General features: G+C 73.2%; 23 protein-coding genes. 5 read left to right on the top strand and 18 right to left on the bottom strand.

The annotated features are described in order from the left end of the window. Positions 1-11: 11 nt before the first annotated feature. From CVO96_RS17260 to CVO96_RS17210, 11 genes are all read right to left on the bottom strand, one after another. Entirely contained in the window at positions 12-779 is a 768-nt protein-coding gene (locus CVO96_RS17260; protein WP_103313690.1) for a class I fructose-bisphosphate aldolase, read from the bottom strand. After that, complete coding sequence (locus CVO96_RS17255; protein WP_207795367.1) at positions 776-1786, bottom strand: carbohydrate kinase family protein; 1011 nt, start codon at positions 1784-1786, stop codon at positions 776-778. The genes CVO96_RS17260 and CVO96_RS17255 overlap by 4 nt, the downstream gene beginning before the upstream one ends. Further along, the gene (locus CVO96_RS17250) at positions 1777-2763 is read right to left on the bottom strand and encodes a 1-phosphofructokinase family hexose kinase (protein WP_207795366.1); all 987 of its coding nucleotides are present in this window, start codon (positions 2761-2763) and stop codon (positions 1777-1779) included. The genes CVO96_RS17255 and CVO96_RS17250 overlap by 10 nt, the downstream gene beginning before the upstream one ends. Beyond that, positions 2760-4250: an FGGY-family carbohydrate kinase gene (locus CVO96_RS17245; protein ID WP_207795365.1), complete on the bottom strand. Its 1491-nt coding sequence runs from the start codon at positions 4248-4250 to the stop codon at positions 2760-2762. The genes CVO96_RS17250 and CVO96_RS17245 overlap by 4 nt, the downstream gene beginning before the upstream one ends. Next, positions 4247-4942: a D-lyxose/D-mannose family sugar isomerase gene (locus tag CVO96_RS17240; protein WP_103313688.1), complete on the bottom strand. Its 696-nt coding sequence runs from the start codon at positions 4940-4942 to the stop codon at positions 4247-4249. The genes CVO96_RS17245 and CVO96_RS17240 overlap by 4 nt, the downstream gene beginning before the upstream one ends. Continuing rightward, positions 4939-5811, bottom strand: a complete 873-nt coding sequence (locus CVO96_RS17235; protein ID WP_103313687.1) for a class II fructose-bisphosphate aldolase — start codon at positions 5809-5811, stop codon at positions 4939-4941. Before CVO96_RS17235 ends, CVO96_RS17240 begins: the two co-directional genes overlap by 4 nt. Next, positions 5812-6711: a 6-phosphofructokinase gene (locus CVO96_RS17230; RefSeq protein ID WP_103313686.1), complete on the bottom strand. Its 900-nt coding sequence runs from the start codon at positions 6709-6711 to the stop codon at positions 5812-5814. Continuing rightward, positions 6708-7490: an ATP-binding cassette domain-containing protein gene (locus tag CVO96_RS17225; protein WP_207795364.1), complete on the bottom strand. Its 783-nt coding sequence runs from the start codon at positions 7488-7490 to the stop codon at positions 6708-6710. The genes CVO96_RS17230 and CVO96_RS17225 overlap by 4 nt, the downstream gene beginning before the upstream one ends. Next, positions 7487-8524 (bottom strand): ABC transporter permease subunit, encoded by a 1038-nt coding sequence (locus tag CVO96_RS17220; RefSeq protein WP_207795363.1) that lies wholly within the window; start codon positions 8522-8524, stop codon positions 7487-7489. Before CVO96_RS17220 ends, CVO96_RS17225 begins: the two co-directional genes overlap by 4 nt. A gap of 119 nt (positions 8525-8643) precedes the next feature. Next, the gene (locus CVO96_RS17215; protein ID WP_103313685.1) at positions 8644-9624 is read right to left on the bottom strand and encodes an ABC transporter substrate-binding protein; all 981 of its coding nucleotides are present in this window, start codon (positions 9622-9624) and stop codon (positions 8644-8646) included. Positions 9625-9707: 83 nt separating this feature from the next. Then, the gene (locus tag CVO96_RS17210) at positions 9708-10952 is read right to left on the bottom strand and encodes an ROK family protein (protein WP_207795362.1); all 1245 of its coding nucleotides are present in this window, start codon (positions 10950-10952) and stop codon (positions 9708-9710) included. A gap of 178 nt (positions 10953-11130) precedes the next feature. On the opposite strand from CVO96_RS17210, the gene CVO96_RS17205 reads away from it, so the two are divergent. Next, positions 11131-12030 (top strand): ROK family protein, encoded by a 900-nt coding sequence (locus CVO96_RS17205; RefSeq protein WP_103313683.1) that lies wholly within the window; start codon positions 11131-11133, stop codon positions 12028-12030. A gap of 56 nt (positions 12031-12086) precedes the next feature. Here CVO96_RS17205 and CVO96_RS17200 read toward each other — a convergent pair whose 3' ends face one another. The 6 genes from CVO96_RS17200 to CVO96_RS17175 form a co-directional block, all read right to left on the bottom strand. Next, positions 12087-12686: a hypothetical protein gene (locus CVO96_RS17200; protein ID WP_103313682.1), complete on the bottom strand. Its 600-nt coding sequence runs from the start codon at positions 12684-12686 to the stop codon at positions 12087-12089. A 66-nt stretch (positions 12687-12752) separates the two neighbouring features. Further along, on the bottom strand, positions 12753-14075 hold the full coding sequence (locus tag CVO96_RS17195; RefSeq protein WP_103313681.1) for an ABC transporter permease: 1323 nt from the start codon (positions 14073-14075) through the stop codon (positions 12753-12755). After that, a complete protein-coding gene (locus CVO96_RS17190; protein ID WP_103313680.1) occupies positions 14072-14842 on the bottom strand; it encodes an ABC transporter ATP-binding protein in 771 nt (256 codons plus the stop codon). The genes CVO96_RS17195 and CVO96_RS17190 overlap by 4 nt, the downstream gene beginning before the upstream one ends. Continuing rightward, positions 14839-16188, bottom strand: a complete 1350-nt coding sequence (locus CVO96_RS17185; RefSeq protein ID WP_103313679.1) for an efflux RND transporter periplasmic adaptor subunit — start codon at positions 16186-16188, stop codon at positions 14839-14841. The genes CVO96_RS17190 and CVO96_RS17185 overlap by 4 nt, the downstream gene beginning before the upstream one ends. Further along, positions 16185-17261 carry a TolC family protein gene (locus CVO96_RS17180; RefSeq protein ID WP_103313678.1) on the bottom strand — a complete coding sequence of 359 codons (1077 nt, stop codon included), beginning with the start codon at positions 17259-17261 and terminating at the stop codon, positions 16185-16187. Before CVO96_RS17180 ends, CVO96_RS17185 begins: the two co-directional genes overlap by 4 nt. Then, the gene (locus CVO96_RS17175; protein WP_103313677.1) at positions 17258-18694 is read right to left on the bottom strand and encodes a TolC family protein; all 1437 of its coding nucleotides are present in this window, start codon (positions 18692-18694) and stop codon (positions 17258-17260) included. Before CVO96_RS17175 ends, CVO96_RS17180 begins: the two co-directional genes overlap by 4 nt. A 164-nt stretch (positions 18695-18858) precedes the next feature. On the opposite strand from CVO96_RS17175, the gene CVO96_RS17170 reads away from it, so the two are divergent. The 3 genes from CVO96_RS17170 to CVO96_RS17160 all read left to right on the top strand — a co-directional run bounded on the left by CVO96_RS17170 (position 18859) and on the right by CVO96_RS17160 (position 21930). Beyond that, positions 18859-19542: a response regulator gene (locus CVO96_RS17170; protein WP_103313676.1), complete on the top strand. Its 684-nt coding sequence runs from the start codon at positions 18859-18861 to the stop codon at positions 19540-19542. Next, positions 19539-20873, top strand: a complete 1335-nt coding sequence (locus CVO96_RS17165) for a sensor histidine kinase (protein WP_243398479.1) — start codon at positions 19539-19541, stop codon at positions 20871-20873. Before CVO96_RS17170 ends, CVO96_RS17165 begins: the two co-directional genes overlap by 4 nt. Positions 20874-21093: 220 nt before the next feature. Continuing rightward, positions 21094-21930, top strand: a complete 837-nt coding sequence (locus tag CVO96_RS17160; RefSeq protein ID WP_103313675.1) for a hypothetical protein — start codon at positions 21094-21096, stop codon at positions 21928-21930. A gap of 57 nt (positions 21931-21987) precedes the next feature. Here CVO96_RS17160 and CVO96_RS17155 read toward each other — a convergent pair whose 3' ends face one another. Beyond that, positions 21988-23616 (bottom strand): GGDEF domain-containing protein, encoded by a 1629-nt coding sequence (locus CVO96_RS17155; RefSeq protein ID WP_103313674.1) that lies wholly within the window; start codon positions 23614-23616, stop codon positions 21988-21990. 138 nt (positions 23617-23754) lie between these two features. Here CVO96_RS17155 and CVO96_RS17150 point away from each other — a divergent pair, with 138 nt between their 5' ends. Further along, positions 23755-24801: an SDR family NAD(P)-dependent oxidoreductase gene (locus tag CVO96_RS17150; RefSeq protein WP_103313673.1), complete on the top strand. Its 1047-nt coding sequence runs from the start codon at positions 23755-23757 to the stop codon at positions 24799-24801. Positions 24802-24873: the final 72 nt, after the last annotated feature.

Here is a 24873-nt window from a genome sequence, read left to right as displayed (position 1 = left end):
TGCGCCCGGCACTACCCCGGCACCTGCGGCTGCAGCGCGCCCCGGAGCGCCGCGATGGCCTGATCCATGTCGGGGCTCTGCCAGACGTTGCGGCCCACCACGACGCCGCGCGCGCCCAGGCCGATGCCCTCCCGGATGCGGGCGAACAGCGCCGCCGGATCGTCCTGCCGGGCGCCGCCCAGGAAGACCGTGGGCACGCCCCAGCGCAGCACCTCGCGCAGCGCCCCGGTGCCCAGCGCCGGAATCTTGAGGATGTCGGCGCCCAGCTCCACCGCGACCCGCGAGCCGTGGACGATCACCTCGTCGTGTTCGTCTGCGCCCAGCGCGGGCCCCATCCAGAGGGGTTCGAGCACCAGCGGCAGGTCGTGGGTGCGGGCGTCCTCGGCCACGCTCGCGGCCAGGCTCAGCACCTCGCGCGTGACCTTGGTGCCCAGGCCGTAGGGCATCAGCAGCTTCACGGCGTCGGCGCCCAGGTCGCGGGCGCGGGCCACGGAGCACACCGGAAAGACGTCGCTGATGTGCTCCAGGGTGCCCGCGCGGTCGCTCCAGAGCTGGTAGTCCAGGGTCAGCGTGACGCTCATGCCGCCCTCCCGGCAGCGCGCCCCGAGCCGGCCCGCCAGCCCCGGCGAGAGCAGCGTGCCGTCCACGCCCGCCGCGATCAGCCGTTCCAGCAGGCCGGCGGGATGCTCCAGGCCGGGCAGGTTGCCCATGGTGAGGCCGTGATCCATGGGGATGATCAGGGCGGCGCGGTCGGGGGGCAGGACTCGGCTGATGGTCATGGGGTGCCTCCTGGGGGGCCGTGCTCATCGGGCTGGGGCCCGCCTGGGTGGAGCCCGCCTCGACGCAGCACGTCGGCGCGCAGGGTGTCCGCGAGGGCGCGGGTGGGGGCGAGCCCCTGCAGGCCGGCGGTGGCGCCCATGGCGCCCACGCACAGGGCCCCCGCCGCGCTGCCGAGGCGCCCGGCCGCCTCCAGGCCCTCATCCCGCAGCAGCCCGGCCAGCAACCCGCCGATGAAGGCGTCGCCGGCACCGGTGCCGTCCACCGCCCGCACGGGCGCCGCCGAGAGGTGCAGGCGCGTGCCGTCCGGACGCCCGATCAGCGCGCCCTGCGGCCCCATCTTCACGGCGGCGACCCGGCGCACGCCCAGGCCCAGCAGGGCGTCCAGCACGTCCCCCGGCTCAGAGCAGCCGGTGATGTGGCGGGCCTCGGGCAGGCTGGGGCAGAAGACGTCGGTGTGCGGCAGCGCGGCGTGCACGCGCGGCCAGCGCCCCGTGGCGTCCCAGACCGTGTCCAGCGAGGTGAGCAGGCCCAGCTCCGTGGCCTGCCCGAACAGGCCGGGCAGGTCGGGTTCCAGGCCCGGCAGCACGAAGTAGCCCGCGACGTGCAGGGCGCGGGCCCCCTCGGCCGCCAGGCCGGCCAGCGGCACGTCCGCCGCGCGCAGCCGGGCGCCCGCCCCCACCGCGTGCAGGAAGGAGCGCTCGCCCGCCGCGTCGACGTTCACCAGGGTGGCCGAGGTCGGCACCTCGCCCCGGCGCAGGAAGCGCGTGTCGCAGCCGGCGGCGCGGGCCGCGCCCTCCAGGAAGTCGCCGAACCCGTCGCGGCCGAGCTGGCCGACCAGCGCCACCCTCAGGCCCAGCCGCGCCAGGGCGATGCCGGTGTTGGCGGCCGAGCCCCCCAGGAACAGGCCGATCTCGTCCACGAGTTCCAGCTCTCCCGCAGCGGGCACGCGCCCCACCGGCCGCGCCACACAGTCGGCGATCACGATGCCCACGCTGATCACGTCCACAGTTCCACCCCCCTTTCCTGTGCGCCCTGTTCCGCCGCGCCCACGAGCTGCACCGCGTCCAGCAGGGGCTGGGCCCGCCCGGCGGCGCCGAAGTCCGGGCCACCGTGCTGCGCGCGGGCGGCGGCGTAGGCGGTGGCGAAGCGGGCCGCCCCCTGCCAGCCCCGGCCCCAGCGCAGCGAGGCGATCAAGCCGGCCAGCAGGGCGTCGCCGCAGCCGACCGTGCTCCTGACCACCACCTCCGGGGGGGTGGCGAAGACCGCCTCCTCTCCCAGCAGCAGCGCGCCCTGCGCCCCCAGGGACAGGGCGACCTGACGGGCCCCCAGGGCGCGCAGCCGCCGGGCCGCGTCCAGCGCGTCCTGCCGGGTGCGGATCGGGCTGCCCAGGGCGGCCTGCGCCTCCTCGCGGTTGGGCTTGATCAGGAAGGGGCCAGACGCCAGTGCGCCGCGCAGCGCCTCACCGCCGGCGTCCAGCAGCACCGTGGCCCCCTGGGCCTGCAGGGCGCGCGTCCAGTCGCCGTACAGCGTGGCCGGCACGCCGGGCGGCAGGCTCCCCGCGAGCACGACCCAGCTGCCCGGGCGGGCCACCGAGCGCAGGGCGTCCCAGACGCGGCCCAGCTCCTCGCCGGAGAGGGCGGGGCCGGGCAGGTTGAACTCGGTCGTCCGGCCGGCCTGATCCGCGATCTTCACGTTCAGGCGCGTCTCGCCGGCGACCGGACAGGCGCGCAGGTTCAGGCCCTGTGCCTCCAGCGCCTCCCGGATCAGGCGGCCGAGGGGGCCGCCCAGCGGCGCGACCGCCGTGACCTCCAGGCCCAGCTCGTGCAGGGCGCGGGCGACGTTGATGCCCTTGCCGCTGGGCTCGAAGGTGCCCCGCGAGGCGCGGTTCAGGGCGTGCAGGCGGGGCCCGGGCACCTCCTCGTGCAGATCCAGCGCCGGGTTCAGCGTCAGGGTCACGACCGGGGGGCTCGGCACTGGAGTCATGCGGGAACCCCCCCTCCGGCGGCCAGCACCCGCGAGAGCGCGGGCAGCAGGGCGTCGTACCGGCGGCGGCGCATCCGCCATGGATCCGCGTCCTGCGGCGTGAAGGAGGCGCGGGGCGGCGGCTGGATTGGCGCCACTTCAGTGCCGCCTGCCGCGTTCAGATGCCTCCAGGCGAGCCAGGCCGCGCCCCACACGGCCGCGTGGGGCTGCTCGTAGACCTCGACCGGCACGTTCAGCGCGCCCGCCTTGAGCCGCATCCACAGGGCGCAGCGGGTCGGGCCGCCCACCGCGCGCAGGAGGCCGGGGGCCGGCAGGCGGTCATGCAGCCGGGCGAGTTCGCAGCACAGGCCCTCCAGCACGGCCCGGAGAAGCTGCGGCGGGCCATGCGTCTCGCGCAGGCCCAGGAACAGGCCGCCGGGCAGCGTGGGGGCCAGGGGGTCGTCGGTCAGGAGGCGCAGGTGGGGGAAGAACAGGGGGCCCTCCTCAGCGGGTGTCTGGGCCGCGACCTCCAATTGAAGCTCGGGCTCACCTCCGCCCAGCCGCAGCGCCCAGTCCAGGGTGGAGCCGGACGCCCGCAGGGTCACCATGGCGTAGGCGAGCCCCGGCAGGGCGTGTGGGCCCACGGCCACGCCCGGCCGCGCCAGCGCCTGCTCCACCTCCGTCAGGGGCAGCGCCGTGAGCAGCGTTTCGGCCGTGCCGCAGGCATTGACCGTGAGGCCGGGCACCGTGGCCCCGATCCCGGCGGCGGCGCAGGGCTGGTCGTGGGCGCTTTCCCACACCGGGAGCCCCTGGGGCAGCCCCGTGAGCGCGGCCGCCTCGGCGCTCACCCCGCCCAGCGGCTGACCGGGGAGGCGCAGCGGCGGCAGGAGACCGTCCGGCAGGCCCAGGGCTGCGGCCAGAGCGTCCATCCAGCGGCGGGCGCGCAGGTCGAGCAGCAGCGTGCGCGCCGCCTGCGTAAGCCCCACCGAGCGCTGCCCGGTCAGGCGCAGGGCGATGAAGTCCGACACCGGAAGCCAGCAGAGCCCCGCCAGCGGCGACTCGCCCGCCGCCCACAGCAGCTTGGGCAGGCCATAGGTGTGATCCGGAACGAGGCCGGTGCGCCGCCGCCACTCCGGGGGGTTCAGCACCTTCAGGGCCGCGAGCGCGGCCTGTGGGCGGTCGTCGTACCAGGCGAGCACGGGGCGGTCGGCCTCGCCCCGGCGATCCACCAGCACGCCCGACTCGCCGAAGCTGCACAGGCCGATACAGGCTATCTGGCCGCCCTGCATGCCGCCCAGGTCGGTGCTCAGGTCAGCCTTCACCTCGCGCAGCAGCCCGGCGACGGTGGCCCACAGGGCCTCCGGGTCGTGGTGCGCCCGCGCGGGCCCCCCTCGCACGACCGGCGTGGGCGCGGCGCGCAGGCTCCGCACGGCGCCGTCCGGCGTGAAGGCCCCCACCTTGATCCGGGTGGTGCCCACGTCCACGCCCAGCAGCAGCGGCCCCCTCACCCCGGCCAGGCGGCGCCCAGCCGCGCGTAATCACCCACCAGCAGGCGCTCGGGGGCCTCGTCCTCCTCGATGCGGGGAAAGCGGCCCAGGGGCTCCAGGAACACGTTGTCGGAGTGGTCGTCGTTCACGCTGGAGACCTCGCCGGCCAGCACGGGCGCGCCGCGCGCCGTGAACTGGTGGTACTGGCCGGGCCGCAGCGTGACGCTCTCGCCGGGCGCGAGCCGCAGCAGCCCGCCGGGGGGCAGGGTGCGCTCCAGGGCGTCCACCTGCACGGTCACCGGCGTGTCGGCCAGACGGTCGTCCAGCGTGGCGTTGTGAAGCATGAGTTCCAGCGTGCCGCCGCCCCGGTTGATGATGTCCTCGGTCTTGCGGTGGTGGAAGTGGAACTTGGTGACCTGATCTTTGCCCACCAGCAGCACCTTCTCGGCGTAGGTGCGGCCCACCCCGCTGCGCGCCTCGTCCAGGCTGCCGTTGCGCAGCGTGAACAGCAGGAGGCCGAAGTGCTCGTAGTCGCCCAGCCCGAAGTCGGTGAGATCCCACCCCAGGCCGTGGGCCGTGAGTTCCCGCCCGGCCAGCCCGAGGCTCGCCCACTGCTGCGGCGTCCAGAAGGCAAAGGGCGGCAGGAGGAAGCCGTGGGCGCGCACGAAGGCCTCGCCCTCACGGATCAGCCGGTTGATCTCGGAGCGTTTCATGCCGGGCTCCCGGAGGCGGCCGGGACACCCCTGGCCGCCCCGCTGAACAGCGCGATGCGCTCGCGCACCAGCGCCTGCACGGCGGCGATGGACGGGCGCAGCAGCTTGCGGGCGTCGCTCTCGTCGGGCCGGGACGCCAGCGTCTGGCGCAGGGCAGCGCAGAAGCAGCGCTGCAGCTCGGTGCCGATGTTCACCTTGGCGACGCCGCGCTCGATCACGCCGCGCACGGTCTCGAAGGGCACGCCCGAGCCGCCGTGCAGCACCAGCGGCCGCCCGGCCAGGGCGTCGACCTGGGCCACCAGCCCCAGGTCGAGCACCGCCTCGCGCGCCGCCATCTGGTGAACGCTGCCGAAGGCCGCCGCCAGAAAATCCACGCCGCTCTCCTCGACGAAGCGCCCCACGTCCTGCGGGTCGGTCAGCCGGCTCTGGGCCTCGATGCCGTCCTCCTTGCCGCCGATCCGGCCCAGTTCGCCCTCCAGGCCCACGCCCGCCGCGTGGGCCAGCTCGGCCGCCGCGCGCGTCAGGCGGATGTTCTCTTCCAGTGGCAGCGCCGAGGCGTCGATCATCACGCTGGAGAAGCCGGCCTGCAGCGCCCGCTCGACCTCGGCCAGCGAGGTGCCGTGGTCGAGGTGCAGGCAGACGGGCACGCGGGCCTCCCGCGCCATGCCCAGCACGGCGGCGGGCAGCGCGTCCCAGCCGGCGTAGTTGGCGGCCCCGGCGGTGAGCGCCACGATCACCGGCTGGCCCAGCTCCTCGGCGGCGCCGACCACCGCGCGGGCGAATTCGATGTTGACGCAGTTGAAGGCCCCGACCGCGTAGCCGCCGGCGTGGGCCTGGGGCAGGATGTCCAGACTGGTGACGAGCGGCATTCAGGCCTCCTGCTGCGCAGGCGCAGCGAATTCGAGCAGGGTGGGGGCGCCGCGCCAGGCCAGCACGCCGGCGTGGCCCCGCGCGAGCAGATCGGCCGCCTCGCCCGCGAGGGCGCCCGCCAGCAGCCGGTCACGCGCTGAGGGCCGGCCGCCCCGCTGGGCGTGCCCCAGCCGGGTCAGGCGCAGGCGCAGCCCCACCTCCCGCGCCAGGGCGTCCAGCACGCCCTCCAGGGCCGGATAGCCCTCCGAGGCGACGATCAGGGCGTGGCGGCGGCGGGCCAGGGCGGCGCTCACCCGCCCGGCCAGCTCGGGGGCCGCCAGCGGGGCTTCGGGCACCAGCACCACGTCCGCGCCGCAGGCGTCGCCTACTGCCTGAGCCAGATGGCCGGTGTTCCCACCCAGCGTCTCCAGGGCGCACAGCCGGGGCAGCGCCTCGGCCGTGTCGAGCAGCGCGTCGGCCAGCGGCAGCGCGAAGTTCACGGCGCTGTCGAAGCCCACCGTGGCGGCCGAGCCCGGCACGTCGTTGTCGATGGTGGCGGGCAGGCCCACGGTCGGCAGGCCCGCACGGTTCAGCAGCCCCGCCCCGCGCAGCGAGCCGTCGCCGCCCAGCACCAGCGCGTGGGTGATCCCGGCCGAGCGGGCCTGCGCCGCCGCCGCGCCCACCTGACGGGTGAAGTCCGGCACGCGCGAGGTGCCCAGTACCGCGCCGCCCAGGCGGGCAAACGGGCGCAGCCGGTCGGCGGGCCAGGGCTCGACCGAGCCGCCGAGCAGTCCCTGATACCCCCCGTGCACCCCGAGCACGCGCCAGCCGCGCGCCTCGGCCGAGCGCGCGGCGGCCCACAGCGCCATGTTCATGCCCGGCGCGTCGCCCCCCGAACACAGCAGCCCGAGCGTGTTCATCCGCCGACCATCAGCCTCACGACCTCGTCGGCGCTGGTCTCCTGGATGCGGCGCTCGCCGGCCGTGACGCCCCGGCGCAGCACCAGGATCCGGTCGGCCACCGCGAAGATGTCGCCCAGGTTGTGCGAGATGAAGATGATGCCCACGCCCTGCGCCTTGAGCCGCCCGATCAGCTCGATGACCTTGCGCTGCTCCGGCACGCCCAGCGCGGCGGTCGGCTCGTCCATGATCAGCACCCGCGCCTTCCAGTAGATCGCGCGCCCGATGGCGACCGCCTGGCGCTGGCCGCCCGAGAGGTCCTGCACCGGGCGGTCGAGGCGGGTGTGGATCTCCAGCGTGTCGAGCACCTCCTGCGCGGCCGCGCGCATGGCGGGGCGGTCGATCACCGGAAAGAGCCCGAAGCGCCGCCGCACCGGCTCGCGGCCCAGGAACACGTTGGCGCCCACGTCGAGGTTCTCGGCCAGCGCCAGATCCTGATAGATGGTCTCGATGCCGATCTCGCGCGCCTCGCGCGGGCTGCCGAGGCTGACCGGGCGGCCGCCGAACAGCAGCTCTCCCCCCTCGGGCACGTACACGCCCGAGAGGCACTTGATCAGCGTGCTCTTGCCCGCGCCGTTGTCGCCGGCCAGCGCCAGCACCTCGCCGGGAAACAGGTCGAGCGAGACGTCGCTCAGCGCGGTCAGGCCGCCGAAGCGTTTGGTCAGGTGACGGGCGCTCAGCAGGGGGGGTGCGGTTCCGGCGGGCGCCGTCTCCATCCCGGCCAGATCCGGCGCCGTCATGTCCGGCCCCGCCGCGTGCGCGCCTGATCGACCAGCACCGAGAGGATGATCACCGCGCCCACCGCGATGAACTGCCAGAAGGGCTGCACGTTGATGAACACCAGGCCGAACTGGATCACCGCGATGATCAGCGCCCCGATCACCGTGCCCACCACCGTGCCCGCCCCCCCGAAGAGGCTGGCACCGCCAATCACGACCGCCGCGATGGAGTCGAGCAGCGTGGGCTCGCCGGCCTGCGCCGCGCCCGCGGTGAAGCGCGCGGTGTAAATCGCGCCTGCGACCCCCGCCAGCACGGCGGTGATCAGGTAGAGCTTCATGGTGTGGGCGTCCACGTTGATGCCCGCGCGGATGGCCGCGTTGCGGTTGCCGCCGATGGCGTAGGTGTACTGCCCGAACTTGGTGCGCGAGAGCAGGTAATGCACGTACAGCACCACGAGAAAGGTGACCACCACCGGCCAGGGCACGAGCCCGAACATCTTGCCGTTGCCCAGCGCCGAGTTGACCGGGTTGTCGGTGCCCACCGTGGTGCCGCCCGAGGTCAGGAAGCCCAGCCCGCGCGCCACCCCGTACATCCCCAGCGTGCCGATGAAGGGCGGCACCTTCCAGCGGGCGATCAGGATGCCGTTCACCCAGCCCACCCCCAGCGAGGCGAGCAGCGCCACCACGATGGCCAGGAGCAGCGACAGCGCCGGGGGCAGCGAGGGATCGAGGGTCTGCATGACCCGCGCCGACACGACCGCCGCCAGCCCCACCGTGAAGCCCACGCTCAGGTCGATGCCGCCGGCGATGATCACCAGCGTCTGGCCCAGCGCGATGAGGAGCGGCTGCACGGCGGCGAGCAGGATGCTCTGGACGTTGGTGAGGTTGAAGACGAACGAGGTCTGGTAGCTCGCCCGCGCCCAGACCTCGAAGAAGACCAGCAGGGTGAACAGAAAGAGCCACGGCCAGGCCGCCCCCAGGGCGCGCACGAGATCCGGGCGCCCGGCGGGGGGCTGGCGGGCAGCGGCCTCCGGGTTGAGTTCGGGCACGGACACTCGGCACCTCCTGACGGCTGGCGAGACCCTGACGGTTGGAGAGGCGGTGGGCTGCGGGGAACCGGACAGGGCCGGGGCGAGGGGGCGCCGGCCGGCACGCCCTCACCCCGGGCGCCCGCCTACTTGGACGAGTAGATGAAGGCCTGCACCTTCGGGTCGTCGATGTTGGACTTGTCCATTACGGTATAGCCGGTGCCGTACTGGGCGGGGATCTTCTTGCCGCTCAGGGCGGCGACGGCGTATTCCACGCCCTTGGCGCCCATCTCGGCCGGGTGCTGCGCGATGGCGATGTCGATGGTGCCGTTCTTGATGTCGTTCACGATGCTTTCCGGGGCGTCGAAGGCCACGACCTTGACCGCGCCCGTCTTGCCCGAGGTCTTGACGCCGTTGGCCGCGCCCTGCGCCGAGAACAGGTTGGCCCCGAAGACCCCGGCCAGGTCGGCGTTGCGCGCCAGCACGGCCGCGAACTGCGAGGCGGCCTTGTTGCTGTCGTTGTCGTTGTACTGGGTGGGCAGCACCGTGATGCCAGAGAACTTCTTCATCTCCTCCTTGAAGCCCTGCTCGCGCTGATCCGTGGTGGAGATGCCGGGCTTGACGTTCGACACGTAGACCTTGCCCTTGTTCCCGATGGCCTTGGCCAACGCCCGCGCCGCGACCCGCCCGCCCTCGACGTTGTCGGAGGCGACGTAGGACAGCGGGAAATCGGCCGCGCCAGAGCCGGTCTGGTACTTGCCGCTGTCCCCGATGAAGGTGTCCACCGTGATGACCTTGATGCCCGCCGCCTGGGCCGCCCTCAGCGGCGCGATGAGCTGCTGCTTGTCGGTCGGGGCGATCAGGATGGCGTCGGGCTTGCGGGCGATCACGGCGTTCAAGACCGGAATCTGCACGGTCGGGTTGAACTCCGGCCCGCCCTGGAAGCTTAGGGTCACGCCCAGCTTCTTGGCCGCGTCCTCGGCGCCCTTGCGCATGGTGATGTAGAAGCCGTCGGTGGTGAGCCCAGGAATCAGCACGATGGTGTATTTCTTCCCCTGCGCCGCGGCGGGCGTGAGCCCCACGGTGAGCACCAAGCCGATGGCCAGCCATGTCCCGGTTTTCTTCATCTTGCCCTCCTGGAGGCGTGAATGGTGGGGTGACGGGTCGCCGTGGGCCGCACGTGGAAGGGCTGGAAGGGGACAGAACAGGATCAGGCCGGGGTCAGCTCGGGCCGGGCCGAGGGCAGACCGATATCGCCCCGGTAGATGGCGTTCAGAACGCACTCGGCCGCGCCCTGGCCGCTCGGATTGGGCAGATCGCAGACCCGCAGGTCGAGGTGCTCGCCCCAGCTCAGGAAGGGGTAGGCGCGGGCACCCAGTTCCCGCCGCAGCGCGGGCAGCAGGAAGGGCGCCGCCTGGGCACCCACGCCGCCCAGGATCAGAGCCTGTGGATCGAGCAGGTTCACCAGACTCACGGCGGCCCGGCCCAGCGCCTGCCCGGCCGTGTCCAGCACCTCCTGGGCCAGCGCCTCGCCTGCCTGCGCCCGCGCGACGATGGCTGCGTGGCCCAGCGCCTCGCCGTGCCGGGCGTAGGCCTGTTCGGTGGCGTCCACGTCGGCCACCCGTTCCAGGCAGCCGTGGTTGCCGCAGGGGCAGGGCGGGCCGCTGACGTCCAGCGAGACGTGCCCGAATTCCCCGGCGTAGCCGTGGGTGCCCCGGTAGACCTGGCGGTCGATCACCAGCCCCGCCCCGATGCCCTGATCCATCAGCAGCAGGTACACGAAGTTCCGCAGGTCGCGGTCGCTGCGGCGCAGGTGGGCGGTCGCGGCGGCGGTGGTGTTGCGCTCCAGCCGCACCGGCAGGCCCAGTTCCTCTTCCAGGCGGGCCGTGACGGCGAGGTGGTGCAGGTCGGGAAAACTGGGCGGCGCCAGGATGGTGCCCGAGGCCGCGTCGAGCGGCCCTGGAGCGGCGATGCCGACCGCCGCGACCGGCAGACCCAGCGCCCGCGCCTGTCCGAGGGCGGCGCGCACACCCCGGACGATCTGGCGGTACACCGCGGCCTGTCCCCTGCCCCGCTCCGAGGGCAGACGGCTCAGCTGCAGCGGCTCACCGAGCAGGTCGTAACTTCCGAACTCGAAGGAGGTCGCCGAGAGGTCGACCCCGATCACGGCGGCGCGCCGCGCCTGGACGTGCAGCGGCGCCGGCCGGCGGCCCCTCTCTCCGGGCGATTCCCGTTCGCCGCGCTCCTCCAGCAGTCCCTCGTCCAGCAGCCCGCCGATCAGGTCACCCAGCGCCGTTTTCGAGAGCCCCAGCGCCCGCGCCAGTTCCGCCCGGCCCAGCGCCTGCCGGCGCAACAGCCCCATGACCGCCTCGCGGTTCTGTCGGCGGCCGTCTTCCGGCCGCCGACCACGCCGGGCCACGGAGGCCACAGGCAGTGGGGAGGACAGTCCGGTCACGCACGACTCCTTTGAACCCGGGGCGGTCAGGCAGGGCGGTGAACAGCGGGCTTCAGCGCCCGTTTACTCCACACTCATCTCTTGAAAAGTGCCCATATCGTAAGTACAGTTGACGAAATCAGTCAAGCCCACCTTAAGGAATGGTAAAGGTCTCTCTGCTGCGGTTCAGGAGGTTCCCGTGATCCCTGCCAGCCTCGTCGTCGCCGATATCGGCGGTACCCACCTGCGAATCGGCCACGCCACGCGGGGAGAGGCCGCGCCCGAGACGAGCGCGGCGCGCACCGACGTCCTGCGGGTACCCGACCCCGTGGCGGCCCTGGCAGAGCTGCTGGACTCCCACCTGCGGCGCCACCACCTGAAGCCCGACGCCGTGGTGATCGGTCTGCCGGTCAGTCTGGCGCGGGATCTCGACCTCGTGCTGTCGAGCCCCAACGTCCCCCAGCTGGAGGGGCTGCGCCTGGGCGAACTCGTGGGAGGGCGGCTGGGCCGGCCCACCCTGCTGGAACGCGATGTTATCCTGCATCTGCTCGGCGAGGCCTGCGCCGGCGGCGGACTGGGCTTTCAGGACGTGCTGGGGGTCTTTTTCGGCACCGGCGTGGGGGCTGCCTACCTGGAGGGAGGCCGGCCCCACCGGGGCCACCCGGTCAGCGTCGAACTCGGGCACATCCCGGTGCGCGCCGAGGGCCGCCGCTGCGTGTGCGGCAACACCGACTGCCTGGAGGCCTACGCCTGCGGCCACACCCTGCGCGACCTGGCCGCCGGCGCCGGTCTGCCCGTGGGGGAGATCTTTCTCAGGCACGCCGAGCACCCGGCCCTGAAAGGCGCCCTGGCCGATTTCGTGCGGGATCAGGCCTACGCGGTCGCCACGGCCGTGAATCTGCTGGGGCCGGAGGTCACCCTGATCGGCGGCGGCATTCCCGACATGCCCGGCTACCCCAGGGCGGCGTTCGTGGGCGTGGTGCGCGAGCACCTGCGCCGCCCCCAGCCGCACGACAGCTTCCAGCAGCGCTGGGCGAGCCTGGGCTGGCGAGCCTCGCTGCACGGCGCGCAGCGGGTGGTCGAGCAGCGCTGGGGGTAGGGGCAGGCACAGCCCTGGAGACCGCCCAGACCCGGCGCCCCGCCGATCTGAACGTGTTATTTCTTCCGCAGCGCGGCGATATAGGCCCCCAGGGCGTCCGCTCCCCGGCCCTCCCTGAACGGGTTGAACGAACCCGGCTGGGCGTTCTGGCCCCCCGCGCCGCCCTGCCCCGCCGGGCCCCCAGGGCGCTGACCGCCAAAGCCGCCGCCCGGCAGGCCAGGAATGCGGGCCTGTCCTGCCGCGCCCCCCGCCGGCCGCCGGGCACGCTGGGCGGCGCGCTCGGCCTCGGCCTTGATGACCAGGCCGTCCAGCGCGGAGAGCTGCTTTTCGGTCAGAATCCTGTCCTCGATCTGGGTCAGGTACTTCCTGGCGTCGTTCGGCTGCACGGCGCTGGATCTCTGAAGCGTGGTCAGGATCGTCAGCAGGGCCTTCGCCTGCGCCCGGTTCACGGCGGTGGCCGCGTTCTTCTCCAGCTCCGGCAGCAGGCGGACGGTCTGGGCCAGATCGATGACGGGCTGCATCTGGGCCATACGGGCGCGCATTTCGGGGGTCAGCGTGGGGGCCTGTCCCCCCTGTGGCCCGGTCTGCGCAGAGGCGAGCGTGCCCAGGCCCAGGGCGAGGGAAACAGGAACGGACTTGAGTCGAATCCATCTCATAGCGAAGCCCTCCAGACGTGGTGGTGCTGTTCAGCCATCAGCCATCTGCCATTGGCCTCCTGCCCCTCACTCGTAGCGCAGTGAATCGACCGGATCGAGCCTTGCCGCCCGCGCCGCCGGGTAGTACCCGAAGAACACGCCGACCAGCGCGCTGAACACAAAGGCCACGATCATCGGGGTGGGAGAAAAGACGGGAGAGATGTTCAAGGCCCGCCCGGCGTAGGCGAGGCCCACCCCCAGCGCCAGGCCGATCACCCCGCCGCTGACCGAGAGCAGCGAGGCCTCGACCAGGAACTGCGTCAGGATGTCGCGCGGCCGGGCGCCCAGCGCCTTGCGCACACCGATCTCGCGCGTGCGCTCGGTGACCGAGACCAGCATGATGTTCATGATCCCGATGCCCCCGACCAGCAGACTGATGCCGGCGATGGCGCCCACCAGGATGGTCAGGGTGGTCGTGATGGAGTTCAGGCTGGCCAGCGTGTCGGCCTGGTTCTGCACCTGGAAATCCAGGTCCTCGGGATCGCTGAGCCTGTGCCGCACGCTCAGCAGTTCGGTCACGTCGGCCTGCAGCTGCCGGAGATCCCCGGCGTCGCTGGCCTGGAGGTAGACGCTGTTGACCGTGGGCTGGCCACTGGCCGCGTTGGTGCGCGAGAAGCGCTGCAGGTAGGTGCTCAGGGGCACGAGCACCTGGGCATTGGCGTTGCCGAAACCCGAGTTGCCCTTGTCTGGCAGCACGCCGACCACCGTGAAGTTCACCGACCCCAGCCGCAGGGTCTGCCCCACGGCCTGCTCGCCGGGCGTGCCCTCTCCCCACAGGTCGACCAGCACCTGATGACCGATCACGGCCACGCGCCTGCGGCCGTCCAGATCGGCCTGCGTGAAGTAGGCGCCACTCTGGGCCGGGGAATTGCGCACCGTCTCGTAGGCGGGCCAGGTGCCCAGCACGGTGGCCTGGCTGTTCGCAGATCCCAGTTTGGCCTGCACGGTACTCTGCGCGGCCGGCGCGACCCCGGCGACTCGGCCGGCGAAGGTGGCGGCCAGCGCCTCGACGTCCTTGACCGTGATGGTCTGGCGCGGCCCGGAGCGCACCAGGCTGCCGCCGCCCTGTCCGCGCGCGCTGCCCACGGTGAGCAGGTTGGTGCCCAGCGACTCCAGATTGCGCGTGACGCCGGCCGTGCTGCCCTGCCCGATGGCCGTCAGGGACACGACCGCCGCCACGCCGATGATCACGCCCAGCGCGGTCAGGATGCTCCGCAGGGGCGTGCCGACGATCGCCCGCCAGGCGATGGTGAAGGCCCCGCCCAGCCCGATGCCGCCCCGGCGGTGGGGGGCGGGAGCCGGCGTGGCGGGGGCGGCGCGAACCTGCCCAGAGGAACTGGAGGTGGTCATGAGGGCACGCTCATCCCGACGTGGGGCATGGAATGCACGGGCGTCTGGCGGGTGTCGCTCTCGATCAGACCATCGCGCACCCGGATGACGCGCTCGGCGTAGGCGCCGATATCAGCCTCGTGGGTGACCAGCACGACGGTGGTGCCCTCGCGGTGCAGGTCGCTGAACAGCGCCATCACCTCCCCACTGGTGCGGGTGTCGAGGTTGCCGGTGGGCTCGTCGGCCAGCAGCAGCCTCGGGCGGCCGGCCAGGGCGCGGGCGATCGCCACGCGCTGCTTCTGCCCGCCGCTGATCTGGCTGGGCAGGCTGCGCGCCTTGTCGCCCAGCCCGACCCGCTCCAGCACGTCCAGCGCCCGGGCCCGGCGCTCACGGGGCGGCACGCCCGCGTAGGTCAGGGGCACCTCGACGTTCTCCAGCAGGTTCAGGCGCGGCAGCAGGTGGAACGCCTGGAAGACGAACCCGATCTCGAGGTTGCGCGCGCCTGCCCGCTCGTTCTCGCTCAGGGTGGTCACGTCGCGCCCGCCCAGCAGGTACTGCCCCGCACTGGGCCGGTCGAGCAGCCCGATGATCTGCATCAGCGTGGTCTTGCCCGAGCCCGACGGCCCCATCAGCGCGAGCATCTCCCCCTGCGCGATCTGTACGGAGACGCCCCGCAGGGCCTCGAAGACGAGGTCGCCGGTCTCGTAGACCTTGCCGACCTGCCGGATGTCCACCAACGGCAGGGTCGCCTGTGGCGCCGTCACGGCCTGAAGGCCGGGCCCGCTCATGGGAGGCCGCCGGGGGGCGGGCCGAAACCGCCCTGGGTCTGCCGGGGCGTGGGGCCGGCGGCGCTGCGGGCCGCGCCGGGCACGATCACGTCCTGCCCGGCCTCCAGGCCGCCCGTGACCACGGTGTTCGTGCCGTCGCTAGGGCCGGTCTCCACCCGCACCCGCTCGCTTTCCGCCCCGGCCGCGCCCGGCACCTGCACGTAGCTGCGGCGGCGCACCGTCTGGATGGCCTTGCTGGGCACGATCAGGCCTCTCTCCTCGGACTGGATGATCTCGGCCTCGGCGGTCATGCCCGGGCGGAGGGTGCCGGCCGGGTTGGCGAGCTGCACCGTCGCAGTGAAGACCGAGATGCCGCTGCTCTGAGTGGCGCCCGGCGAGACGCGCACCACCTTGCCGCGGAAGGTCTGGCCGTCGTAGGCGTCCAGCGTGACCTCGGCCGGCTGTCCGGCCTTCACGCCGGTGATCTCGGTCTCGTCCACCTGCACCGGGAGGTTCAGGGTGGTGTCGTCCAGCACGGTCAGCAGGGTCGCTCCGGCATTCACCACGGCACCCTCGCTGGCCGCCACCGAGCTGATCACGCCGGTGATCGGCGCGAAGACCTTCAGGTCGGCGCGGGCTTTCTGGGCCGTGTCCAGGCTGGCCTGTGCCTGCTGCACCGCGACCTGCTGGCCGCGGATGGTCTCGGCGTCCGAGGTGCCTCCGGCCGCGCTCTGGGTCTGCGCCGCACCCAGGCCCGCGCGGGCGGAGTCCAGGCTGAGCTGGGCCTTGGTGACGGTCGCCTGGGCGTCGCTCAGCGCCTGAGCGCTCACCGCCCCGACGGCGTAGAGCTGCCGCTGGCCGCTCAGCGTGCGCCGGGCGTCGGCCAGCGTCTGCTGCGCCTGGGCCAGGGTGGACTGCGCCTGCGTGACCGAGCTGGCGCGGCCGGCGGCCGAACTGGCCTGGCTGGCGCGGGTGGCGTCGAGCGCGGCGCGGGCCTTGTCCAGATTGAGCTGGGCGGTCTGCACGTTCTCATCCACGGTGTCCGAGCGCAGGGTGGTCAGGAGCTGTCCTGTGTTCACCCGCTCTCCCACGGCCGGCACCGCGCCCACGGTGGCGGTCAGGTCGGCGCCCACCGTGCGGGTGGTGTTCGCCTCCAGGGTGCCGGGGCCGCTCACACTGACCCGCACCAGACCGCGCTCGGCGGCCACGGTGGTGGTCTGGGCCACCGGCGCGCCCGCGGTGCGCGTGCGGGTCAGGTAGGCGCCCCCGCCCAGCGCGCCCAGCAGCAGCGCGCCGGCGAGCACCCAGGGCCAGCGGCGCCGGGGCACGCGGCCCGGCCGGAGAGTCGGGGTCGAGGTGGTGGTCACAGGGAGCCTCCGATGCCCGTCAGGTTCTGCCCGGCCGCGACGGACAGGGCGGCCAGCGCCTCCAGGACGTTGTTCTGGGCCTGCAGGCGGCTGAACTGGGCTTTCCTCAGGCTCAGCTGGGTATTCAGCAGTTCCACGGCGCTGATGGTGCCGCTCCTGAGGCGCGCGGCGTCCTGGGTGGCGGCCCTCTGGGCGGCGGCCTCGCGGCTCTGGGCCACGCCCAGCAGGTCATAGGCGCTCTGGACGCTCTGCCACGCGCTGGCGAGGCTCTGGCCAGCCGACTTCCCGGCGCTGTCCAGGCTGCGCTGGGCGTTGGCGAGGGCGGTGCGGGCGTCTTGCAGGGTGCGCGCGGGGGTGAAGTCGTTGTCCGCGAGCTTCACGTTCAGCTGGGCCAGCGCCAGGTCGCCCTGCGCCGAGACCAGCGTGCTCAGGCTGGCCACCGAGCCCTGCAGCGCGCCGAGGCTGCCGCCCGGCCGGGGCACCGTGGGCGCGCCGGCGGCCCGCAGCCCGCTGCCCAGGCCGGTCAGGGTGACCAGCCGCGCGCTGGCGAGGGTCACCTGGGCCCGGCCGTCGGCGAGGGTCTGTCCGCTGGAGGCCAGCGTGTTCTGCGCGTTGGTCACGTCCAGCGCCGTGGCGTTGCCGATGCTCTGTTTCACCCGCGCGACCTGCAGCGCCTTGGCGTCCACCTGCGACTGCAGGGTCTGCAGCTGCACGTTCTCCTGCGCCTCCAGCAGCGTGGTGTAGGCGCCCAGGGTGTTCTGGAGGGTGCTGAGCCTCGCCCCGCGCAGCTGCGCCAGGGCCAGCGCCGCCGCGTTCTTCGCGCTCAGTCTGGCCGCCACCAGCGAACCGGGATCGGCCTGTGCGGCCGCGTTCGCCGCCTGCGCCTTCTCCAGATTGGCCTGCGCGGTCTTGACGTCGGCGTTGTCCGTCAGCGCGGCGGTGACGGCGGCCGTCATGGTGACAGTGGACTGGGCGACGGTGGACTGGGTGCCCGTGGATTGAGCGTTTGCAGCGCTCCCGAGCAGGGCGGCGGTCAGCATCAGGGCAATGCGGGTGGTCGGTGTGCGCTTCATGCGGGGCCTCCGGCGGCGTGATCGAGCTGGATGAGGTTGAGATGGGCGGTCACGCGGGCCTGGAGCAGCTCACGTTCGGCCTGGGCCAGCGCGAGTTCGGCGCCCGTCACGTCGTCGGCGGTGGCGGTGCCGGCCTGCAGGCGGATGCGGGCGGTGTCCAGCGCGAGCCCGGCCACCTGCACGGCCGTGGCCCTCGTCTGCACGGCGATCAGGCTGGTCTGGGCCGCGCCGAAGCGGCTCCGGACATCGCGTTCGGCGCTCTGCTGCGCCACGCTGAGGCTGAGCTGCGCCTGGGTCACGCTGGCCTGCGCCGCCGAGACCTGGGCACGCACGGCAGGCGAAGAGATCACGTAACTCCCGCTCAGGCTGGCGGTGAGCCGGTCGGCGCTGCTGGACGTGGCCCCGGTGGTCGAGGCGCCCAGCGGCAGGCTGTACCCCGCCCCCAGCGTGCCCTGTTTCAGACTCAGGCTGGCGCTGAGGCCGCCGCTGCTGGCCGGGCCGTAGCGCAGCGAGGCCGTGATCTCCGGCAGGGTCGCGTCACGCTGCTGCGTCTCCAGGGCGTCCTGGGCAGCCCCCAGGCTGCCGCGCGCCTGCACGACCTCCTGCCGGCTGGCCCGCGCCCGCGCCACCAGGGCCGCCACATCGGGCACTGTCAGCGTGTCGGGGGGCTGGCTGGGGAAGCTCACGTCCCCGAGGTCGGCCCCCAACGCCGCCGAGAGACTGCGCCGCGCGGCGTCCAGCGAGCCCGCCGCCTGCAGCTCGCTGCCCTGGGCCGCCTGCACGTCGGCCTGGGCGCTCAGCACGCTGCCAGCGGTGGCGTTGCCGCCCTGCTGCTGGATCCGGGCCACGCCCAGCTGCCGCTGCCGCAGGGCCAGCGTGCGGCCGGCCAGGTCGATGTCCAGCGTAGCCAGCACCGCCGCGTAGTACTGCTGGTAGACGTTAAGTCTCGCGCTGCCCGTGGCCTCCTGCAGATTCGCCTGGGCCAGCTCGAGGCTGCGCTGCGAACTGCGCAGGCTGCTCTGGTTGCTCGACCAGGGCAGCAGGCCCAGCGAGACGTTCACCCCGGCGCTGCCGCTGAGGCTGCTGTCCACCGCGCTCACCGTGCCGTCGGCGGCCGTGAGCGAGCTGGGGCCGCTGTAGCCGGCGTTGCCGCTCACGCTGACCGTCAGGCCCAGGGCCGTGCGGGCGGCGTTCAGGTTCGACTGCGCCACCTTCACCGAGAGCTGCGCCTGGGTCACGCTGGGCGAGCCCGCCAGCCGCGCCAGGGCAGCGTCCAGGGTCAGGGCCGGGCCGGTGACGGCCGAGGTGACAGCGGGGGCGGCCGGAGTGGCCTGGGCCAGCGCCGGGCCGCCCAGACCGGCGCTCAGGGCGAGGCCCAGGCCCAGGGGGGCGGGCCGGCGCCGCGCCGGGGACAGGAGGGGTGGGGGGTTCATGAGGCCCACTGTCTCAGGGCTCATCGAACACTGGGCCCAGCTTGTTTGAAGATTTGGCGCAGACGCCTGGAGCCGCGCCAGGAGGAGGTCGGGGCCTGAATAGAGGGAGCCGCCAGCGCCCTCATCTTCGCGGCGCCTTCACCGGGCGGGACTACCATGCCCCCATGAGCGCGCTGATCCTGATCGTCGAGGACGAACCCCAGCTGGCTGAGGTGCTCGAAGCCTACGCCCGGCAGGAGGGCTACCGCACGGAACGCGCCGGGGACGGCGTCAGCGCCCTGACCATGTTCCGCGCCGCCAGCCCCGATCTGATCCTGCTGGACGTGATGCTGCCCGGCAGGAGCGGGCTGGACGTGCTGAAGGCGGTGCGCGCCGACGGCCAGACCCCGGTCATCATGGTCACCGCCCGCGCCGAGGAAAGCGACCAGATCGTGGGCCTGGAGCTGGGCGCCGACGACTACGTGGTCAAACCCTTTCGCCCGCGCGAGGTCATGGCCCGCGTCCGGGCCGTGCTGCGCCGCGCCAGCGCTGTGCTCGAGGACGGGGAGAAGCCGCTGCGGGTGGCCATGCTGGAGGTGGATCGGCGGGCCGTGATCGCCCGCGTGCATGGGCAGGCGCTGAACCTCACGCCCGCCGAGTTCCGGCTGCTGGCCCATCTGGCCGAGGCGCCGGGCCGGGCCTTTACCCGTGAGGAGCTGCTCGCCGCCGCACTGCCCGACTCCGACGCGCTGGAGCGGGTGGTCGACGCCCACCTCGCCTCGGTGCGGCGCAAGCTGGACGCCTCGGGCGGCGGCGGCCTGCTGCAGACCGTGCGCGGTGTGGGCTACCGGCTGGGAGCGGGCGCTTGAGCCAGCCCAGGCCGTGGGCCGGACTCTCCTGGCGTGGCCCCACGCTGGCCCTGACCATGCTGCTGGCGATGCTGGCGGTCTCGCTGCTGACGGTGGCGAGCATGTTCGTGTTCTCGAACGCCGCCGTGCAGCGCGAGGTGCGCCGCCTGCCCCCGGAGGTGCAGCGTTACCTGCGCGCCCAGCAGGAGGCCCTGCGCCGGGGTCAGGTAGTCGTGAGCGCGCCCGTGCCGGAGGTGCGCACCGGCTCGCCGGCCGACCCCTACCTCGGGCGCGGCCAGAGCAGCCCGGACGTGGGCGGCGTGGTAGGGGCCGTGGGCGACGACCTCGTAATCGCGCAGGGCCGCCCGCCGCGTGGAGGGGATGAGACCCCAGGCAGGGACACGCCGCGCTTCGCCCCCCGCCCGCGGGACTTCGTGATGCAGGTGCAGCAGAGCCTGGTGCAGGTGGGCCTGATCTCGGCGGCCGCCTCGGCGCTGCTGGCCTGGCTCTTCGCGCGGCGCGTGGCCCAGCCGGTCAGCGCCATCAGCCAGGCGGCCCGGCAGCTCGCCAAGGGCGACCTGAGCGCGCGGTCGCCGGCCTTCCGGGGAGAACGCGAGGTGGCCGAGCTGGCGCGCACCTTCAACGACATGGCGGGCGACCTGCAGACTCTGGAACAGGAGCGCCGACAGGCGGTGGCCGATATCGCGCACGAGCTGCGAACGCCCATGGCGGTCATCCAGGCCCGCCTGGACGCGCTGGAAGACGGCGTGTATCCGCTGGAGCTGGAGCAGGTGCGGATGCTCAGCGAGCAGGCGCAGCTGCTGACCCGGCTGGTCGACGACCTGCGAATCCTGACGCTGCTGGAGGCAGGCCGCCTGCCGCTGCACCCGGCGCACACCGATCTGGCCGAACTGGCCGAGCTGGTCGTGCGCGACCTGGGCGACCGGGCCTCGGCGCGCGGCGTGACGCTCTCGCTGCGGGCGGAGCCGGCGGCCACCCGGGCCGATCCGGATCGCGTGCGCCAGATCCTGACCAACTTGATCGAGAACGCCCTGCGGCACGCCCGCACAAGGGTCGAGGTGAGTGTTCAGGCCCAGGACAGTGCGGTGCTGCTGCGCGTGGACGACGATGGCCTGGGCATTCCGGCCGACAGCCGCGAAGCGGTGTTCACGCGCTTTACCCGCCTGGACGACAGCCGGGCGCGCGACAGCGGCGGCAGCGGCCTGGGCCTGGCCATCGTGCACGCGCTGGCGGCCGCGCACGGCGGCCGGGCCCGCGCCGCCGCCAGCGACACCCTGGGCGGCGCGAGCCTGTGGGTCAGCCTGCCCCTGAGAGGCGGGTCACCGATCTAAGGGAGACACGGAAGCTGCCCACGCAGGTTTTTCCGCCCCGAACGTTGCTTATACAGCCAAATGACCCGATGAACAACTGCCCACTAGAGTGGCATCAGGCGAAGGTGAGAAGAGTCTGAAGCGGCAATGACGCTCTGGCGCATCTTTCTGGTGCCGCATGAGCCTACGCTGAGAGTGTCCCTGAAGCCACTCCGTCTTCTCGTCCCACCAGGGGGAACCTATGCACACGTCGTCCGCCGGTCTGTCGGCCCTGCTGCTTGCGGCGCTGCTCAGTGCGTGCTCCAGCTCCACGTCGGAGGTGCTGGCCTCGCTCCCCGACGCCCAGCCCGCCGTCCTCTCGGACTCGGCCGCCCAGAAATCCGCCGTCCTGGGCCTGAGCAGCGCGGAGCGCCAGCTGAGCCTGCGCCACTGGAGCGCCTCGACCCTGGCCGTGACCATCGATCCCCGCAAGACGCTGCGCGGGCCAGTGAGCCTGCGGCTGGAGCGCGCCGACGGTGAGGGCGGAGACGTCATCGAGGTGACGCCCGGCAGCGTGACCCTGAAGGACAGAGGCGTCACGGCCGTGGAGCTGAAGCTGCGGCCCACGCAGGTCGCCTTCCCGGCCCCGGGGGGCCCGCAGTCCTGGCGGCTGGTGGCCTCCCAGGGGGGCCAGGAACTCGGCCGGCTGCCCCTGACCATCACCCTGGCCACGGTCGAGTTCAGCTTCACGCTGGCTCCGGTCACGGCGCGGGAGGGCCAGACCGTCAGCGCCACGCTGACCGTGGACGCCGACTCCCGGGAGGTGCCGCCCTTCACCTTCAGTCTCAGTCCCTACATCCCGGATGAGCGGACGCAGTACGAACTGGTGGACGATCCGCAGCGGCCGGCCCAGTACCGGGTGACCTCGCTGCCGGCCACCTTCCAGGTGCCGATCCTGCTCAAGTCCTTTCCGGGCGTCCAGCTTCCACCGGACAGCGCTGCCTTCCAGCTCAGCGTGGACGGCCTGAACGCGCTGGGCTCCGGCCGGTACGGGCCGAAGTATGTCCGCGCGAACCTGTACTGGAAGCTGGCGCGCTGAAGCCCGGCGGCTGAGGCGAGAAAACGGCGGCTGAGTCCACCCGCCGGTGGACACACCTCAGCTGGTCGGCGCGAGCGACCGGCCAGGCGCCGCTCCCTCCGGCTCGCAGACGACCCGCGCCCGGCCGCTGCGCTTGCCCTGCATCAGCAGCGCGTCGGCCCGGTGCAGGGCGTCCAGCAGGTCTCCCCCGACCACGGCCACCACGCCCGCCGTGAACGACAGCTGCAGGTCGGGGGAGACCCCGGCATGGGGCAGGGCGCGCACACCGGCGTTGAGCGCCTCCAGGGCGGCGCCCGCCTCCGGCAGGTGAGTATCGAGAAAGATCACCACGAATTCCTCGCCGCCGAAGCGGGTGAACAGGTCAGACGGACGGAGCGACTGGCGCAGATACCGCGCGAAGGCGGCCAGCACCTGATCGCCGCCGTCGTGGCCGTACTGGTCGTTGATGGACTTGAAGTGGTCGATGTCGAGGATAGCGACGCAGGCCGGCCCACGGGCGGCTGCCAGGGACGCGGCGCCGTGCGTCATCAGGAAGTGGCGGTTGTGTACCCCGGTCAGCTCATCGGTCACGCTGGCGCGCTCGACCTGAAGGTGCAGCACCTCGAGCTGGGCCAGCGCGGCGCGCAGTTCGGCGTTCTGTCGGCGCTGGGTCTGGGCCTCGTGCTCGGCCAGCTCCGTGCGGTGCAGCACCTCCAGCCCCTGAACCCGGCGGGCCAGCTCGTCGGCGTTCTCCTGTCGGAAGAGCCGCAGGTGGTCGCGGGCATGGCGCAGCGCCCGAACCGGGTCACCCAGCGCTTCGAAGACGCCGGACAGGGCTTCGTGCAGCGCCACCCGGGCCGCCAGCATTCCCGCCTCGTCGGCCCGGATCAGCTGGTCTTCGAGCACCTGGCGGGCCTCGCTCAGCCGGCCGCTGTGGATCAGCAGGGGCACCAGGGGCGGCACCGACACCCACAGAGGCCGGTGGGTGGTCTCCAGTTGCAGGGCCAGCGCTTCCCGCAACCAGCGTTCGCCCTGCCCGGCCTCGCCCCGGCCCAGCGCCAGTTCGCCCAGGCGGGAGAGGGCCAGCACTTCCATGAGGCGGTGTCCGCAGGCCCGCGCCCGGCGCAGGGCCTCCTGAACGTGCTCCAGGGCCTCGTCCTGCCGGCCCTGCACCTGCAGGAGCTCCCCGAGGCTCCAGGCCACGAAGGTCTGTCCGGTCGGGTGGCCCAGGCGGTCGAAGAGGGCTCCCGCCGCCCGCAGGTACGCCCCGGCCCGGCCCGGGTCACGCCGGGTGTGCATGGCGCCCAGGTCGTGGAGCGCGCACGCCTCGGATTCCTGGTCGCCGTTGTCGCGGGAGAGCCGGATCTGGTCGCGCAGGGTCAGCAGCGCCCCGGCGAACTCCCCGAGTTCCAGCTGGGCGGCGCTGCGGACATTCAGGGCGCGGGTGTACCAGTGGGACTCCGGCCGCTCGGCCAGCCGGGCCAGCGCCTGGGCCGCCTCCTCCAGCGCCTGGGCCTGCCGGGCGTCCCGGAACTGGTGGTAGCCGCGCACCACCGCGCTGGCCGCCGTGTGTTCGTCCTCGGCCCCGGCGTCCTGAGCGCCTGACTGCAGCTCGGCGGCGCGGGCCAGCAGCGCGGCGCTGCGCTCCGGCTCCTGCTCGCGCCATGTCCAGGCGTCACGGAGCAGGGTCAGGGTCGCGGGCGCCATCGGAGAAAAGTATAGGTGGGCCGGCGGCGGCTCAGAGCCGAGGATCAGCAGCCCTCCAGGCCGGGTAGGCCGGAGCCGTCCCTTTAGTCTTTCGCCACACTCCCGACCCTGCCCATATCGCTTAGGCACAATGCACCCATGGCCGCCTTCCGCCTTCCAAAACGGGTGTGGATCGCCGCCGCGCTGGGCGCCATCGCCGCGCGGCGGCTGCTCAGCGCCCCCTTCGATCTCGAGGGCCGCAGCGTGCTGATCACCGGCGGCTCGCGGGGCCTGGGGCTGGCCCTGGCGCGCGAGGTGCTGGAGCGGGGGGCGAACGTGACCCTGGTGGCCCGCTCGGGCCCAGACCTGCAGCGGGCCAGGGGGCTGCTGGGCGGCGGGGTGCGGGTGCAGACCATCACGGCCGACCTCACGCAGCCGGGCGAGACCGAGCGCGTGGTGGCCGAAACCGCGCGTCACCACGGCGAGCTGGACGTCGTGATCAACAACGCCGGCCTGATCCAGAGCGGCCCGCTGGCCAACATGACCGAGGCCGACTTCCGCGACATCCTGGAGATCAACACCCTGGTGCCCCTGCGGCTGACCATGAGCGCCCTGCCCTACCTGCGGGCGCGGCGGGGGCGCGTGCTGATGATCGCCTCGGTGGGAGGGAAGGTCGCCATCCCGCATCTGGCGCCCTACTCGGTGAGCAAGTTCGCCACGACGGGGCTGGGCCAGGCGCTGCGCTCCGAACTGGCCCGCGAGGGGATCGGCGTGACCACCGTGCTGCCGGGGCTGATGCGAACCGGCAGCCCGCGCCAGGCGCTGGTCAAAGGGCAGGCGGGCAAGGAATACGCGCTGCTGGCCACGCTGGACAACCTGCCGCTGGTGTCCCTGGACGCCCGGGAGGCGGCGCGGCGCATTGTGAACGCCCTGGTGCGCGGCGACGCCGAGGCGGTGATCGGTGGCCCGGCCCTGATCCTGCGGACGGCCCAGGCGCTGGCCCCGCAGCTCACGGCCGACCTGATGGCCCTGGGCAACCGCCTCTTGCCCGGCCCCACGCCGCGGGACACGGCGGTGCGCGGAGAGAGCGTGGAGAGCCCGGTCACCCAGCGCAACCCCATCAAGCAGCGCGCCGAGGCCGACTTCAACCAGCAGGGATCGGAGAAGGAGCCCGGCGCGGATGAAGACATGAGCCTCAAGCCTTGAGCCAGTGGGGCCTCTCCCGGCGCCGTTCATCTGTCCCAGGGGTTTCATCACAAAGGCGTTAGGCAACGTTCA

This window comes from Deinococcus koreensis (assembly GCF_002901445.1).
GTDB lineage: Bacteria > Deinococcota > Deinococci > Deinococcales > Deinococcaceae > Deinococcus > Deinococcus koreensis.
The sequence above is the reverse complement of the archived record's forward strand: the minus strand, read 5'-3'. Positions and strand labels throughout refer to the sequence as shown.